The 15,090-nt window shown below is 70.6% G+C and carries 12 protein-coding genes; 5 read left to right on the top strand and 7 right to left on the bottom strand.

Features of this window, described 5'->3' with window-relative positions:
• Positions 1 to 43 precede the first annotated feature (43 nt).
• The 4 genes from QFZ29_RS15335 to QFZ29_RS15320 all read right to left on the bottom strand — a co-directional run bounded on the left by QFZ29_RS15335 (position 44) and on the right by QFZ29_RS15320 (position 3,137).
• A complete protein-coding gene (locus QFZ29_RS15335) occupies positions 44 to 1,084 on the bottom strand; it encodes a YihY/virulence factor BrkB family protein (RefSeq protein WP_306894907.1) in 1,041 nt (346 codons plus the stop codon).
• A 77-nt stretch (positions 1,085 to 1,161) separates the two neighbouring features.
• Positions 1,162 to 2,172, bottom strand: coding sequence for an alpha/beta hydrolase (locus tag QFZ29_RS15330; protein WP_306894906.1), 1,011 nt, complete (start codon positions 2,170 to 2,172; stop codon positions 1,162 to 1,164).
• A gap of 87 nt (positions 2,173 to 2,259) precedes the next feature.
• Positions 2,260 to 2,454: a hypothetical protein gene (locus QFZ29_RS15325; RefSeq protein ID WP_306894905.1), complete on the bottom strand. Its 195-nt coding sequence runs from the start codon at positions 2,452 to 2,454 to the stop codon at positions 2,260 to 2,262.
• A 74-nt stretch (positions 2,455 to 2,528) separates the two neighbouring features.
• Positions 2,529 to 3,137, bottom strand: coding sequence for a sugar O-acetyltransferase (locus tag QFZ29_RS15320; protein ID WP_306894904.1), 609 nt, complete (start codon positions 3,135 to 3,137; stop codon positions 2,529 to 2,531).
• 255 nt (positions 3,138 to 3,392) lie between these two features.
• Between QFZ29_RS15320 and QFZ29_RS15315 the strand changes: the two genes are divergently transcribed.
• The gene (locus QFZ29_RS15315) at positions 3,393 to 5,423 is read left to right on the top strand and encodes a DEAD/DEAH box helicase (protein ID WP_306894903.1); all 2,031 of its coding nucleotides are present in this window, start codon (positions 3,393 to 3,395) and stop codon (positions 5,421 to 5,423) included.
• A gap of 132 nt (positions 5,424 to 5,555) precedes the next feature.
• On the opposite strand, the gene QFZ29_RS15310 is transcribed toward QFZ29_RS15315, so the two are convergent.
• Complete coding sequence (locus QFZ29_RS15310; RefSeq protein WP_306894902.1) at positions 5,556 to 6,317, bottom strand: metallophosphoesterase family protein; 762 nt, start codon at positions 6,315 to 6,317, stop codon at positions 5,556 to 5,558.
• 188 nt (positions 6,318 to 6,505) lie between these two features.
• Here QFZ29_RS15310 and QFZ29_RS15305 point away from each other — a divergent pair, with 188 nt between their 5' ends.
• From QFZ29_RS15305 to paaZ, 4 genes are all read left to right on the top strand, one after another.
• On the top strand, positions 6,506 to 7,717 hold the full coding sequence (locus tag QFZ29_RS15305) for an acetyl-CoA C-acyltransferase (RefSeq protein WP_306894901.1): 1,212 nt from the start codon (positions 6,506 to 6,508) through the stop codon (positions 7,715 to 7,717).
• Positions 7,714 to 8,490 carry an enoyl-CoA hydratase/isomerase family protein gene (locus QFZ29_RS15300; RefSeq protein WP_306894900.1) on the top strand — a complete coding sequence of 259 codons (777 nt, stop codon included), beginning with the start codon at positions 7,714 to 7,716 and terminating at the stop codon, positions 8,488 to 8,490. The genes QFZ29_RS15305 and QFZ29_RS15300 overlap by 4 nt, the downstream gene beginning before the upstream one ends.
• Positions 8,491 to 8,576: 86 nt before the next feature.
• Entirely contained in the window at positions 8,577 to 9,434 is an 858-nt protein-coding gene (locus QFZ29_RS15295) for a 3-hydroxyacyl-CoA dehydrogenase family protein (RefSeq protein WP_306896750.1), read from the top strand.
• Between the two features lie 17 nt (positions 9,435 to 9,451).
• Positions 9,452 to 11,536: a phenylacetic acid degradation bifunctional protein PaaZ gene (gene paaZ, locus QFZ29_RS15290; protein ID WP_306894899.1), complete on the top strand. Its 2,085-nt coding sequence runs from the start codon at positions 9,452 to 9,454 to the stop codon at positions 11,534 to 11,536.
• A 43-nt stretch (positions 11,537 to 11,579) separates the two neighbouring features.
• Here paaZ and QFZ29_RS15285 read toward each other — a convergent pair whose 3' ends face one another.
• Together QFZ29_RS15285 and QFZ29_RS15280 are read right to left on the bottom strand one after the other, a co-directional pair.
• Entirely contained in the window at positions 11,580 to 13,715 is a 2,136-nt protein-coding gene (locus QFZ29_RS15285) for a RecQ family ATP-dependent DNA helicase (protein WP_306894898.1), read from the bottom strand.
• Positions 13,642 to 14,802, bottom strand: a complete 1,161-nt coding sequence (locus QFZ29_RS15280; RefSeq protein ID WP_306894897.1) for an LLM class flavin-dependent oxidoreductase — start codon at positions 14,800 to 14,802, stop codon at positions 13,642 to 13,644. Before QFZ29_RS15280 ends, QFZ29_RS15285 begins: the two co-directional genes overlap by 74 nt.
• Between the last annotated feature and the right edge of the window lie 288 nt (positions 14,803 to 15,090).

Below are 15,090 nucleotides of genomic sequence, written 5' to 3'. Positions count from 1 at the left end.
CCATTCCGCGGCAGTACCGGAGTAGGGGCTCGGCGTGGTCCGATCACTCGTCGGACGGCAGGGCCGGGTCAGCCGGCCGCGCGAGCCCGTCGACGGCGGTGTCGTCGCGCATCGCGGCCGAGTCGCGGATGTCACCCGCACGCTGCTCGCGGTTCTTCTCGATGAGCCGGTCGTCGCGCAGTGAAAGCTGCACGTGCTCCTCGGCGATGACGCCGGCGCGAAGCTGGCGGGCGCGCTCCACCTCGGTGTCGAGCACCGCCCCGAACATCATCGCGAGATTCGACAGCCACACCCACAGGAGGAACGCGATGATCCCGCCCACGACGCCGAACGTGCGCTGGTAGCCGCCGAATCCGAACACGTAGAGCCAGAACAGCGCCGTCGTGACGATCCACGCGAGCATCGCGCCCACCGCGCCGACACTGAGCCAGCGCACGTTGCGGCGCCTCACGTTCGGCGCCGCCCAGTAGAGCACGGCGATCACGAGGATCGCGATGCCGACGAGCACGGGGAGCTTCGCGAGGTCCCACCAGAGCACGACGCCCTCGTCGAGGCCGAGCACCCGGGCGAGCGAGTCCGCCACGGGCCCGCTCACGATGAGTGCGAAGGCCACGATCGCGCCGAGCACCACGATCAACGCCGAGACGCCGATCATCGTGGGTCGCATCTCCCAGAACGGACGTCCCTCGCCGACGCCATAGATGCGGTTCATGCCCCGGCCGAACGCGCCGACGAAGCTCGATGCCGCCCACACCACGCCGACCAGTCCCGTGACGAAGGCGAGTGCCGCGTTCGACGCGTTCACGAGCTGTGCGAGCGGCTCGCGCAGTGCCGCCGCGACGGATTCCCCGCCGAGGTCCTCGATCACCTGGAGCGCGTTCTCGGCGCCCGCTTCGGCGCTGCCGAAGATGCCGACGGTCGCGAGCGTCGCGAGGAGGGCGGGGAAGACCGCGAGCACCGCGTAGTAGGTGAGCGCGGCCGCCATGTCGTACACCTGGTTGATGCGGTACTCGTGCACGGTGCGCTTGAGGATGACGCGCCAGTCCTCGCGCGACAGCTCGGCGGGTGAGTCGTGGTCGGACATCGTCGTGCTCCCGGGTCGCTGGCTGAGCCGAGCCTACGACTCGCCCGGCGAACCGTGGCAGGGGTTGCGCTCGGTCGTCAGTCGAGGTGCGTGTGCAGGAAGGCCGCGACGCGAGCCCGCAGCGCCTCGTCGAGGATTCCGATCGAATGGGCCGCCCCCGGCACCACGGCGAGCTCGACCGGCACGCCGGCGGCGGCGAGCGCCGCGGCGAACCGGGTGGACTGGCCGAGCGGAACGGCCTCTGCGTCGGCGTGCCCGATGAAGACGGGCGGGTCGCTCGGGTCGATTCGCATGGCCGGCGAGGCATCCAACGCTTGCGGGCACGCCTCCTCACCCGCCCCCGGCGCGCACCCGAGGTACTCGCCGACGATCGTGCGCAGCCAATCGGATGCCGCGTCGGCCTCCAGCTCGGCCGCGCCGAGCCCGAGGGGGCCCGAGAGCTCGGCCACCGCGGCGACGCGCGACCCCTCATCGAGCGCGCCCTCGCCGGTCATGCCGAGGAGCGCCGCGAGATTGCCGCCGGCCGAGCCGCCGAACGCGCCGATGCGCTCGGGGTCGATGCCGAACCGCTCGACCTGCTCGGGTGCGCGCAGCCACTCGACGGCGAGCGCCACGTCATCGATCGCCGCTGGGAAGCGTGCGTCGGGCACGAGCCGGTAGTTGACGGATGCCGCGACGAACCCCTCGCTCGCGAGCCAGAGGCACACGTTGCGCCAATCGGCGTTGGCCTTGTCGCCCCGCGCCCAGCTGCCGCCGTGGATCGAGATCACCGATGGACGCGCTTCGCCGAGCACGCTCTCGGGCGGGCTGCAGACGTCGAGGGTGAGCAGCGTTCCGTCGTCGCGCACGCCGTATTCGAGGTCGGCGTCGACGACGAGGTTGCCCGGAGGTGTGAACGTGCGGATGCCGATGACGGCCGAGCCGATGACCTCGCTCGAGGCATCCGTGCCCTTGGGAGCGATCTCACGCAGCTCGGTGTGGAATCCGGACAGCATGACGACGCCCGTGATGACGGCTGCAGCCGTGACGACCGACGCGATCCGCCTGGCGCGGATGCCGGGGCCGCCTGCGATTCGGGTCGAGGTCACACCGGTCTCCGTGTTCAGGGGTGGAGTGATGCTACCTCAGGTTCTCCGCGGCGGATGCATCGGCCGGTGCCGAAGGGCGGGGCGCGATTACATCGGGGTGAGCGGCTCCTCGGGGTTCGGCGCGAGCGGCTCCTCGGGATTGGGCGCCAGTGGCTCCTCGGGCCCTGCCGGCCCTGGCTCGACGGGCTCGGGCCTCGTGGGTACGGGGTTCGGATTCGTGGGGTCGGGGTACGGCAGGTTCGGATCGGTTGGATCCGGGTTCGGCAGATTCGGATCGGTCATGGCTGCTGCTCCTTCTGCTTCTTCGCTGATGCGTGCGACGCTACGCCGTCGGCTCGCTCACGGCTACCGGCGGGTCAGTAACGGTCGATCTCGGCACGCCCCGGGTTGAGGTCGTTGTCGGTGACCCGCCGAACCACTCGGCATGGGGTCCCGACGGCGACGGTCATCGGTGGGATGTCGCGGGTCACGACACTGCCGGCGCCGATGACGGCGCCGTATCCGATCGTGACGCCGGGAAGCACGACGACGTTGCTGCCGATCCAGACCTTGTCCTCGATGACGATGGGTTCGGAGAACCGTCGGAAGTCGACGCGCAAGTCGGGGTGGACCGGATGCCCCGTCGTCGTCAGCGTGACGCTCGGCGCGATCATGACCCCGTTGCCGATACGGATCTCGACGTCATCGACGAAGGTGAGGTTGACGTTGCCGAAGAAGTCGTCGCCGATGTGGACGTTGCTCCCGAAACCCGCGTGGAACGGGGAGAGCAGCACGGTGCGGGCACCGACCGAGCCGAGAATCGCCTCGAGGAGTGCTCGGCGCCGTTCGGTGTCGCTCGGACGCGTCCGGTTGTAGTCGAAGATCAGGTCGGCGCGGCGTCGTGGGTTCTGGAAGGAGGCCTCCGATTCCGTGTAGAGCAGGCCCCGTCGAATTCTCTCGAGTACCTCGTCGTGCCGATCTGTCATGCGCTTCTCCCTTGCCTCTCCGCGTCGGATGCCGCGTGCGGGCGTTCTCCCAGCGACATCCGCTATTCTGAGACGGTCGGTTCTGGACACCGCGCTGTGCGCGGATGGGTTTGTGAGTCTTGAGGGCCGGTTTCGCAGCAATCAGCTGTGGATAGTCACCGTATGTGAACGGCCCCGGTCGACGATGTTCCGGGTTCTCAGTGTGCTGCGCCCGCAGGCGCTGCCATGTACTCAAGTACAACCCAGGAAGTCATCATGCCCAAGAACAAGAAGCCCGCTGGCGGTAGGCCAGCCAAGAACTTCGATCCCTCGTACGCGAAGGGCGGACACAAGGGACCCGTGCGCCACACCGGTGCCGGAGCCTCGAAGCCCGGCTCGCGCAGCGCCGGACACCGCGGCTACCGTCCCGCCGAGGAGGAGGCTCCTCGCAAGGCGCGCTGGTCGGCTGAAGAGCGCGTGGCCACCGGTCGCGCACCGCACCGCGCCGAGCGCGAGGGTCGCGAGCCCGCCGCCGAGCGCCCCGCGCGTCGAACCGACCGCGACGACCGCGCGCCCCGCTCGAACGACCGCAACGACCGCGCACCCCGTTCATACGACCGCGCCGAGCGCCCCGCCCGCTCCTACGACGACCGCGCCCCGCGCTCGAACGACCGCGGCGACCGCCCCGCTCGTTCGTACGACGACCGCGCACCGCGTCGCGACCAGGGCGACCGCCCGGCTCGTTCGTTCGATCGCAAGGACCGCCCGGCGGGCTCCTACGATCGCCCCGACCGCGCCCCGCGTTCGCACGACCGCGATGACCGCGCGCCTCGTCGCGACCACGCCGACCGCCCTGCCCGCTCGTTCGATCGTGCCGACCGCCCTGCCCGCTCGTTCGATCGCGCCGACCGCCCCGCGCGCTCGTTCGATCGCGCCGACCGGCCCGCTCGTTCGTACGACCGTGACGACCGTGCGCCGCGCCGTGACTCCGACCGTGCCGGCTTCAAGCCGTCCGAGCGTCGCGAGTCGAGCTTCTACCCCGCCAAGCAGCCCGGCGAGCGTTTCGATCGGGCCGACGACGTCGTGCTCGAGCGCCTCGAGGCCGACGCCATCCAGGCTGAAGCGGTCGACGGTGTGAGCTTCGGCGACCTCGGGCTCGGCGGCAACGTCGTGCGCGTGCTCAAAGACCTCGGTGCCGACGCGCCGTTCCCGATCCAGGCCGCGACCATCCCGGTCGTGCTCGAGGGTCGCGACGTGCTCGGCCGTGGCAAGACCGGTTCGGGCAAGACCATCGCCTTCGGTGCTCCCACCGTCGAGCGCCTCATGAAGCTCTGGTCCGACAGCGGCAAGGCCGGCGGCAAGCGCCAGATGGGCCGCAAGCCCCGCGCCCTCATCCTCGCGCCGACCCGTGAGCTCGCGCTCCAGATCGACCGCACGGTGCAGCCGATCGCACAGAGCGTCGGCCTCTTCACGACGCAGATCTACGGCGGCGTGCCCCAGCAGCGCCAGGTCGGCGCCCTCCAGCGCGGTGTCGACATCGTCATCGGCACCCCGGGCCGCATCGAAGACCTCATCGAGCAGCGCCGACTCGACCTCTCCGAGGTCGTCATCACGGTCATCGACGAGGCCGACCACATGTGCGACCTCGGCTTCCTCGAGCCGGTGCAGCGCATCCTCCGCCACACCGCCAAGGGTGGCCAGAAGCTGCTCTTCTCGGCGACCCTCGACAAGGGCGTCGCCACGCTCGTCGACGAGTTCCTCGTCGATCCGGCCGTGCACGAGGTGGCGGGCGAAGACCAGGCGTCCTCGACGATCGCGCACAGCGTGTTCATCATCGAGAACCACGAGAAGCGCGACATCGTCGCCAAGCTCGCGGACCGCAACGGCAAGACCCTCGTCTTCGCGCGCACGCGTGCGTTCGCCGACGACCTCGTCGAGCACCTCGAGGACCGCGGCATCCGTGCAGTGTCCCTCCACGGCGACCTCAACCAGTCGCGCCGCACGCGCAACCTGCAGCAGCTCACGAGCGGCCGCGTGAACGTGCTGGTGGCCACGGATGTCGCAGCCCGCGGCATCCACGTCGACGACATCGACCTCGTCGTGCAGGCCGACGCGCCCGACGAGTACAAGACCTACCTGCACCGCTCCGGCCGCACCGGCCGCGCGGGCAAGGAGGGCCGTGTCGTCACGCTCATCCCGAAGCAGCGTCAGCGTCGCATGACCGAGCTGCTCGAACGCGCCGAGATCGAGGTCGACTTCCAGCGCGTCTCCATCGGCGACGACCTGGCGGGCGAGCTCGCCGGCTGAGGCTGATCCACTGAGCGGCTGATCCACTGAGCGGCTGATCCACTGAGCGGCTGATCCACTGAGGGAAGGCCCGCATCCTGCCGGATGCGGGCCTTCGTCATGTGCCCGAGGAGCTTCCTCGCCTGACGTCGGTCACCCACCTGTGAGAGATGACGCCTGTCTCCCGCGGTACACCGCCGTGCGCAGCTCCGTTGCCCAGACGTCGCGCCGCGGCATCCGCAGCCGTTCTGCGACCGCGATTTCGGCCTCGATGTCGTACGGCACCCGTACGAACTGGATTCCGAACGGCGCCGGCGCCGCGGCATCCGTCACGCCTTCCAGGACCACGTACGACGGCGTCGGCTCGTCGAGCGGGTTGCCCACGCTTCCGATGTTGAAGAGCGTGCGCCCCTCGAAGGACTCGACGTAGGCGTCGTGGATGTCTGCGTACCCGACGACGTCGGGCTCGGGGCCGTCGCCCGTCATCTCGGTGTTGCGGAACATGGCCGCGAACTGCTCTGGGGTGTGTTGGAAGTGCACACGCACGTGCGGGCTCTCCGCGGACGCGTGGAAGAGCCGGATGCGCCGCCCGCTCATCACGAGGTCGAGGCTCAGCGGCAGCGCGCCGAGCCAAGCGAGCGATTCGGTCGAGAGTTCGTCGCGCCACCACACCATCTCTTCCGGGTCGTCGTCGCCGATGGTGCGGAGGAAGTCGTCCCAGTTGCCGCGGATGCTCGTCTCGCACGCCTGGCGGCAGCGCTCGACCGTCGCTTCGCCGCGCGGACCCTTGCCGGCGGTGTCGCCGAGATTGATGATGCGATCGATTCCGCGATGCGCGATATCGGCGAGCACGGCCTCGAGGGCCGTGAGGTTGCCGTGGACATCGGAGATCAACGCGATGCGATCGAGGGTCACCGCATCATTCTGGCATCGCGGCGAAACCACGTCCCGCGTGGTCACGAGTGGCGCGCGGGGCATCCGTTTGCCATAATTACTTCCTGAACGGTCGGTCACTAATTCCGAGCGTGCGGATGCCGCGAACCCCCGCCTACGCTGGGTGCAGCGTTCCACTACAGACGGTGCGGTCAGGAGTGGCAGTGTTCATGAACAGCAGCAAGGCGGAGGCCTACCTCGTCGGCGGAGTGCGAACTCCGGTCGGGCGCTACGGCGGTGCGCTCGCAAGCGAGCGACCCGATGACCTCGCGGCGCTCGTCGTCGGCGAAGTGGTGCGGCGGGCGCAACTCGATCTCGCGGGCGAACTCGGCGCGATCGACGAGGTCATCCTCGGCGCCGCCAACCAGGCTGGGGAAGACAACCGCAACGTCGCACGCATGGCGGTGCTGCTCGCCGGGCTTCCCGACGAGGTGCCGGGCATCACGGTGAATCGCCTGTGCGCCTCGAGCATGTCGGCGATCACGATGGCCGCGCAGGCGATCCGCGCCGGTGACTCGCATCTCATCGTGGCCGGCGGCGTCGAGTCGATGACGCGGGCGCCGTGGGTGCAGGCGAAGCCCGAGAAGGCGTGGGCCCGGCCGGGCGCAACGCACGACACGTCGATCGGCTGGCGCTTCCCGAACCCCGAGCTGCTCGCGCGCGACAAGGCGACGTACTCCATGCCAGAGACCGCCGAGGAGGTCGCGCGCATCGACGGGATCACGCGTGAGGAGGCGGACGCGTTCGCCCTGCGCTCGCAGCAGCGCGCCCTGGCCGCCATCGCGGGCGGACGCTTCGAGCCCGAGATCGTCGGCGTGCAGACCCCGCGCGGCGAGGTGCTCGTCGACGAGGGTCCGCGTCCGGAGACGACGCTCGAGGTGCTCGCCGGACTGCGACCGGTCGTGCCGGGCGGCTCGGTGGTCACGGCGGGCAATTCGAGCGCACTGAACGACGGGGCATCCGCGATCCTCGTGGCGAGCGGCGAGGCAGTGGAGCGCTACGGGCTCACGCCTCGTGCCCGCGTGGTCATCGGCACGAGCGCGGGCCTCGCCCCCGAGATCATGGGCCTCGGGCCCGTGCCCGCCACCGAGAAGGCCCTCGAACGCGCCGGGATCGACCTCGACGAGATCGGCTCGATCGAACTCAACGAGGCGTTCGCCACCCAGTCGATCGCCGTGATGCGCCGGCTCGGGCTCGACCCCGCGCTCGTGAATGCCGACGGCGGGGCGATCGCCCTGGGGCATCCGCTCGGCTCCTCGGGCGCACGCCTCGTCGTCACGCTGCTCGGCCGCATGGAGCGCGAGAGGTCGCGCTACGGGCTCGCGACGATGTGCGTCGGCGTCGGCCAGGGCACGGCGCTCATCGTGGAGCGCGTGTCATGAGCAACCCGGCGCCGATGCGGCGGTTCGACGATCCCCACGCCCCGATCCTCATCGAACGGTTCGACGACCGGGTCGTCGCGACGCTCAATCGGCCCTCGGTGCGCAACGCGATCGACCAGGCGACGATCGACGAGCTGCACGTGCTGTGCGCCGAGCTCGAGGCGATCCCGCGCACCCTCATCGTGACGGGCGGCGGCGGCGTGTTCGCGTCGGGCGCCGACATCGCCGAACTCCGCGAACGGAGAGCGGATGACGCGCGCGCCGGCATCAACGCCCGCGCCTTCATTCGCGTGGCCGAACTGCCCATGCCCGTCATCGCTGCGATCGACGGCTACGCGCTCGGCGGCGGCGCCGAGCTCGCCTACGCGGCCGACATCCGCATCGCGACGTCGTCGGCGAAGATCGGCAACCCCGAGACAGGGCTCGGCATCATCGCCGCGGCCGGGGCGAGCTGGCGCCTGAAGGAGATCGTGGGCGACGCGCGCGCGATCGAGCTGCTGCTCACCGGGCGCACGGTCGACGCCGAGGAGGCGCTCGCCATCGGGCTCGTGAGCGCGGTGCATCCGGTCGACGAGCTGCTCGTCGCGGCGCACGTGATCGCCGACCGCATCGCGCGGAACGACCGCGCGGCGACGATCGCGACGAAGCGGGTGTTCCGCGCGGCGCGGTCGGATCACCCCGAAGAGGACCTCGAGGCGCAGGCCGCGCTGTTCGAGAGCCCGGAGAAGTATCGGCGCATGAGCGAGTTTCTGGAGAGGAAGCGGGAGCGGTGAGCGAGGAGCGGGAGGGTGCGCAGGGTGGTTTCGATTCGCGGCCGGCTGCCCCGGGCGCCACTCAACCACCGGAGGCGGAGGCGAGGGTGCCGGGCGTGCCGGGGGATGTCGGGGTGCTCGGCGGCGGACGCATGGGCGCGGGAATCGCGCACGCGTTCCTCGTCGCGGGCTCACGCGTCACGGTGGTCGAGCGCGATGCGGATGCCGCGAGTGCGGCCGTCGGTCGCGTGCGCGAGTCCGTCGAGGCATCCATCGCCCGAGGCACCATCGACGAGAGCTCGGCCGTCGTCGCCTCGCGCTTCGCCACGAGCACCGAGGTCGCCGACTTCGCGCGCTGCGCCCTCGTGATCGAAGCCGTGCCCGAAGACCTCGAGCTGAAGATCGACGCGCTCACTCGCGTCGAGTTCGTGCTCGGCCCCCACGCGGCGCTCGCGTCGAACACCTCATCGATCTCGATCGACCAGCTCGCCGCGCTCCTCGATCGACCCGGCCGATTCCTCGGCATGCACTTCTTCAACCCCGTGCCGGCGTCGACGCTCGTCGAGATCGTGCGCGGCGAGGCGACCGACGGCACCCTCGTCGCCGAGGCGCGCGAATGGGTGCACGCGATCGGCAAGACCCCGATCGTCGTCGCGGATGCCCCCGGCTTCGCGTCGAGCCGCCTGGGCGTCGCGCTCGGGCTCGAGGCGATCCGGATGCTCGAAGACGGTGTCGCGAGCGCGGAGGACATCGACGCGGCGATGACGCTCGGCTACAAGCATCCGCTCGGCCCGCTGCGCCTCACCGACATCGTGGGGCTCGACGTGCGCCTCGGCATCGCCGAGTACCTCTCGAACTCGCTCGGTGAGCGCTTCGCGCCGCCCGCGCTGCTGCGCCGGATGGTCGCCGAGGGCAAGCTCGGCCGCAAGACCGGCGAGGGCTTCTACCTGTGGGACGCGCCGTGAACGTGAAAGGAACACCGATGACCGAGATCCTGCCGAGCTACGTGAAGGGCGAATGGTGGGCGCCGGATGCCGCAGCCGGCGCATCCGCATCGGCCCAAGAGGTGCGCGACGCGTCGACGGGCGAGCTCGTCGCTCGCGTGAGCACCGAGGGACTCGACCTCGCCGGAGCGCTCGAGTATGCGCGCACGGTCGGGCAGGCGAGCCTCGGCGAGCTCACGTTCCACCAGCGTGCCGTGTTGCTCAAGCAGATGGCGGTTGCGCTCTCCGAGCGCAAGCCCGAGCTCTACGAGCTCTCCGTGCGCTCGGGCGCGACGCAGCAGGACTCGTGGGTCGACATCGACGGCGGCATCGGGGTGCTCTTCACCTACTCGTCGAAGGGTCGCCGCGAGCTGCCGAACAGTCACGTCTACGTCGACGGCGCCGTCGAGAGCCTCTCGAAAGACGGCTCATTCCTCGGACGGCATATCTATACACGCCTGCCTGGCGTGGCCGTGCAGATCAACGCGTTCAACTTCCCCGTGTGGGGTTCGCTCGAGAAGTTCGCGCCCGCCTTCCTCGCGGGCATGCCGACGCTCGTGAAGCCCGCGACGCCGACGGGCTACGTCGCCGAGGGGTACGTGCGCATCCTCGTCGAGTCGGGCCTGTTGCCGGAGGGCTCCCTGCAGCTCGTCTCGGGCAGCGTGCCCGACCTCTTCGACCACTTGCGGCTCGGCGACCTCGTGGCCTTCACCGGATCCGCCTCGACGGCCGAGTGGCTGCGCACGCACGAGTCGGTGCAGACCGGCGGCGTTCGGTTCACGGTCGAGACCGACTCGATCAACGCGAGCGTGCTTGGCACCGACGCTGTCGCGGGCACTCCGGAGTTCGACGCGTACGTCAAGCAGCTCGTCGTCGAGATGACGTCGAAGGCGGGGCAGAAGTGCACGGCGATCCGTCGCGCGATCGTGCCCGACGCATCCGTCGACGACGTGATCGAAGCGGTGCGCGCCCGCATCGCCGAGCGCGTGGTGCTCGGCGACCCACGTGCCGAGGGCGTCACCATGGGCCCGCTCGCCTCGAAGACGCAGCAGGAGGAGGTGCTGCGCCAGGTCGGCAAGCTCACGGAGGCGGGTGGCGAGCTCGTCATCGGATCGACGGATGCCCCGACGGTGACGCTCGCCCATGGCAACGCGAGCGTGGCCTCCGACGGCGCCTTCGTCGCGCCCATGCTGCTGCGCTTCGCGGATGCCACGGCGGCGGCCGTGCACGAGGTCGAGGCTTTCGGACCGGTCGCGTCGATCATCGGCTACTCCTCGCTCGACGAGGCGTCCGCGCTCGTCGCGCGCGGCGGCGGCTCGCTCGTCACGAGCGTCGCGACCCACGACCCCGAGGTCGCGATGCGGCTCGCGAGCGGCATCGCCGCCTACAACGGGCGCGTGCTGTTCCTCGATCGCGATGATGCGCGATCCTCGACCGGTCACGGTTCACCTGTGCCGCACCTCGTGCACGGCGGGCCCGGGCGCGCCGGCGGCGGCGAGGAGCTCGGCGGCATCCGTGCGGTGCTCCACCACATGCAGCGAACAGCCGTGCAGGGCTCTCCCGAGATGCTCACGGCGCTCACGGGCGTGTGGCACCAGGGCGCGGCTGCGCGGTCGGGCGGCGAGCACCCGTTCCGCAAGTCGCTTGCCGAGTTGAAGATCGGCGATCAGATCGTGTCGGGATCGCGCGCCGTGACGCTCGAGGACATCGAGACGTTCGCGGCCTTCACGGGCGACAGGTTCTATGCACATATGGATGAGGCCGCGGCATCCGCGAACCCGTTCTTCCCCGGCCGTGTCGCGCACGGCTACCTGCTCGTCTCGTGGGCGGCCGGTCTCTTCGTGGATGCGGCGCCGGGCCCCGTGCTCGCGAACTCGGGCCTCGAGAACCTGCGGTTCGTGACGCCAGTGTCGCCGGGCGACTCGATCCGTGTCGAGCTCACGGCGAAGCAGATCACGCCGCGCGAGACCGACGACTACGGTGAGGTGCGCTGGGACGCGGTGCTGCGCAACCAGAACGACGAGCTCGTGGCGTCATACGACGTGCTGACGCTCGTGGCGAAGGAGCTCGAGCCGGCCGCGTAGCGCCCGGACCCAGACGACGCCGGCGCAGCGGAGTCTGCCGGTGTCAGCTGCGGAGCGCGAGCACGAAGGGGAGCACGTCGGTCGCGCCGGCCTTGCGCAGGGAGTGGGCGGCGACGGTGAGGGTCCACCGGCTGTCGGCCTGGTCGTCGACGAGCAGGACCCCGCCCGAGGGCACGTCGAGGCCCTCGGCGCTGACGCGATCCCAGAGTCCCGCGAGACGGAAGGCGCTGTTGCCGCCGGGCTGGCCGGTGGGGCCGCCGCTGGAGTAGGCGAGCGCGCCGAGATAGGGGAGGCGCCCGACCTCCGCGAGGCCCCTCGCGAGTGAGTCGACGAGCTCAGGTCGCGAGCGCGACGGCATCGAGACGACCGCGACGGGGCGCTCAGCCCAGCCCCAGTCGGCGAGCACCCGGACGCACGCGCCGAGCACGTGCGGTGGCACGGGGCCGTCGGGGGTTCCCGGCGCGAACAGCTCGCGCAGCGTGCCGCCCCAGCCGAGGTCGGTGAGGCGGGCGAGCGCTCGCCCCTCGCTCGCTTGCTCGGTGGGATCGATGCGGCCCTTCACCGGAACGCCGAGCCGGTCGGCACCGGTCGGCCACTGGCGGCGCGGTTCGATCGGCACGCCGACGCGGTCGAGCGACGCGGCGGCCGACGCGCTCGCGGATGCCGCGATCTCGCGGGGGTACCAGACGCCCGCGCAATTGTCGCAACGGCCGCAGGGCGCTGCCGTCTCATCGTCGAGGGAGCGCTGGAGGAACTCCATGCGGCATCCGCCGGTCTGCTCGTACTCGATCATGTGCTGCTGTTCGGCTTCGCGCTCGGCGGCGATGCGCCGGTAGCGCTCCGCGTCGTAGACCCACGGAACCCCGGTGGAGACCCAGCCGCCCTGCACTCGCTTCACGGCACCGTCGACGTCGAGCACCTTCAGGAGCAGTTCGAGCGGCGTGCGGCGGATGTCGACCATCGCTTCGAGCGCCGGCGTCGAGAGCGGCGCGTCGGAGAGCGCCGCGATGACGCGCTCGGCGCGCTCTTGATCGGGCATCGAGGCGGTCGCGAAGTAGTGCCAGATGTCGGGGTCTTCGGTGCCGGGCAGGAGCAGCACGTCGGCGCTCTCGCTGGCGCGGCCGGCGCGGCCGACCTGCTGGTAGTAGGCGACGGGCGACGAGGGCGCTCCCAAGTGGAGCACGAACCCGAGGTCTGGCTTGTCGAAGCCCATGCCGAGCGCGCTCGTCGCGACGAGCGCCTTCACCTCGTTGCGCTTCAGCATGCCCTCGGACTCGGTGCGCTCGTCGGTGTCGGTCTGCCCCGTGTAGGCGCGCACCTCGTGGCCGCGCTCGCGCAGCAGTCGGGCGGTGTCGACGGCCGCCGCGACCGTGAGCGTATAGATGATGCCGGAACCGGGGAGGTCGTCGAGGTGGCTGAGGAGCCACGCCAATCGGCTCGGCGAGTCGGGCAGCCGCAGCACGCCGAGCCGCAGGGAGGTGCGAGCGAGCGGCCCGCGGATCGTCACGACGCCTTCGCCCGGCTCAGTGCCGGCATCGCCGTCTGGGGCGGCGGTGCCGAGTTGCTCGGCGACATCCGCGACGACCCTGCTGTTGGCGGTCGCCGTCGTGGCGAGCACGGGCACCTCGGCGGGCATCTGCGCGATGAGGTCGCGCAGCCGCCGGTAGTCGGGCCGGAAGTCATGGCCCCAGTCGCTGATGCAGTGCGCCTCGTCGACGACGAGCATGCCGATGCGGCGCACGAGCGCTGGCAGCTGCTGTTCGCGGAAGGCGGGGTTGTTCAGTCGCTCGGGCGAGACGAGGAGCACATCGACCTCGTCGCGATCGAGTTGCTGCTGCACTTCGGCCCACTCGTGCGGATTCGTCGAGTTGATGGCCACTGCTCGCACGCCGGCGCGTTCGGCGGCGGCGATCTGGTCGCGCATGAGCGCGAGCAGGGGCGAGACGAGCACGGTCGGCCCGGCGCCCTGCCGGCGCAGCAGCAGGGTCGCGACGAAGTAGACCGCGGACTTGCCCCAACCGGTGCGCTGCACCACGAGCGCTCGGCGACGCCCTTCGACGAGCGAGTCGATCGCCTCGTACTGGCCGTCATGGAACGCGGCGTCGTCACGGCCCACGAGTTCGCGCAGCGCCAGGAGTGCGGCGGTGCGCGTATCGGCTGGTGATGCAGCGAGGGTCATGCCCCCACTCTGGTCGATGCGGCCGACAACCACCTGTGTCAGTCGGCCGGGGACCACACCCGATCGCGGGCGCGATGTGCTCGGCGATCGCCGCGAGCAGTCGCGCGTTGTAGTCGACGCCGAGCTGGTTCGGCACCGTGACGAGCAGGGTGTCGGATGCCGCGACGGCGGCGTCCTGCGCGAGTTCGGCCGCGATCCTGTCGGGCTCGCCGATGTAGCTCTTGCCGAAGCGGGCGAGCCCGCCGTCGAGGTAGCCCACCTGGTCCTGGCTGTCGGAGGCCTCGCGCTCGCCGAAGAGCGCGCGGTCCTCGTCGGTGAGGATCGGCAGGATGCTGCGCGACACCGAGACGCGTGGGGTGCGCTCCCACCCGGCATCCGCCCATGCATCGCGGTAGATCTGGATCTGCTCGGCCTGCAGCTCGTCGAAGGGCACGCCCGTGTCTTCGGTGAGGAGGGTCGAGCTCATGAGGTTCATTCCCTGTTCGGCCGTCCACTTCGCGGTCGCACGCGTGCCGCTGCCCCACCAGATGCGGTCGGGAAGGCCGGGGGACTGCGGCTGGATCGGCAACAGGCCGGTCGTCCCCGTCATCTGCGGATTCGCCTGGACGACACCGGCGCCCGCGATCGCCGCGCGGAAGAACTCGGTCTTCGACCGCGCGAGGTCGGCATCGGTCTCGTCGTCACCCGGCACGTAGCCGAACGTCGCCGACCCGTTCAGCGCGGTCTCGGGTGAGCCTCGGCTCACGCCGAGCTGCAGCCGGCCCTCGCCGCCGGCGTGCGCGCTGATGAGGTCGGCAGCCGCGGCCTCCTCTGCCATGTAGAGCGGGTTCTCGTAGCGCATGTCGATCACGCCCGTGCCCATCTCGATGCGGCTCGTGCGCGCGCCGATCGCCGCCAGCAGCGGGAACGGGCTCGCGAGCTGCCGGGCGAAGTGGTGCACGCGGAAGAACGCGCCGTCGATGCCGAGCTCCTCGGCTGCCACGGCGAGGTCGATCGCCTGCACGAGCGCGTCACCGCCGGTGCGAGTGCCGGAATGCGGCGACGGATGCCAGTGGCCGAACGAGAGGAACCCGATGCGTTGCTTCACTCCTGATAGAGCGCCCTGAGGCATCCGCTCATTCCCCTCTGCGAAGGAGCCGCGCGAATACGGCATCTGCCGGATGCCGGGCGGCCGCCTTAGAGAGGAGTTTAGGGGGAGGTGAACGACGAACCGGAGTCGACATGTTGATCTCAGAACTGAGCTTCCCGCATCTGCAGGCGGAGCGTGAGGCGCGCCTGACGCGTGAACTCGAGCAGCGCCGCGTCGTGCTCGAACGGCTCGACGACGAGGCAGGGGATGGCGCGGGACCCGCTGGGCGGTCACGGGCGCGGCGAC

The organism is Agromyces albus, assembly GCF_030815405.1.
In the GTDB taxonomy this organism is placed as follows: domain Bacteria; phylum Actinomycetota; class Actinomycetes; order Actinomycetales; family Microbacteriaceae; genus Agromyces; species Agromyces albus_A.
This window is presented reverse-complemented; position numbering and strand designations above follow the sequence as displayed.

Excerpts from the sequence above, each read along its gene's own strand:
- QFZ29_RS15335 (WP_306894907.1), bottom strand. The coding sequence starts at position 1,084 with ATGTCCGACCACGACTCACCCGCCGAGCTGTCGCGCGAGGACTGGCGC.
- QFZ29_RS15325 (WP_306894905.1), bottom strand. The coding sequence starts at position 2,454 with ATGACCGATCCGAATCTGCCGAACCCGGATCCAACCGATCCGAACCTG.
- QFZ29_RS15320 (WP_306894904.1), bottom strand. The coding sequence starts at position 3,137 with ATGACAGATCGGCACGACGAGGTACTCGAGAGAATTCGACGGGGCCTG.
- QFZ29_RS15315 (WP_306894903.1), top strand. The coding sequence starts at position 3,393 with ATGCCCAAGAACAAGAAGCCCGCTGGCGGTAGGCCAGCCAAGAACTTC.
- QFZ29_RS15305 (WP_306894901.1), top strand. The coding sequence starts at position 6,506 with ATGAACAGCAGCAAGGCGGAGGCCTACCTCGTCGGCGGAGTGCGAACT.
- QFZ29_RS15300 (WP_306894900.1), top strand. The coding sequence starts at position 7,714 with ATGAGCAACCCGGCGCCGATGCGGCGGTTCGACGATCCCCACGCCCCG.
- paaZ (WP_306894899.1), top strand. The coding sequence starts at position 9,452 with ATGACCGAGATCCTGCCGAGCTACGTGAAGGGCGAATGGTGGGCGCCG.
- QFZ29_RS15285 (WP_306894898.1), bottom strand. The coding sequence starts at position 13,715 with ATGACCCTCGCTGCATCACCAGCCGATACGCGCACCGCCGCACTCCTG.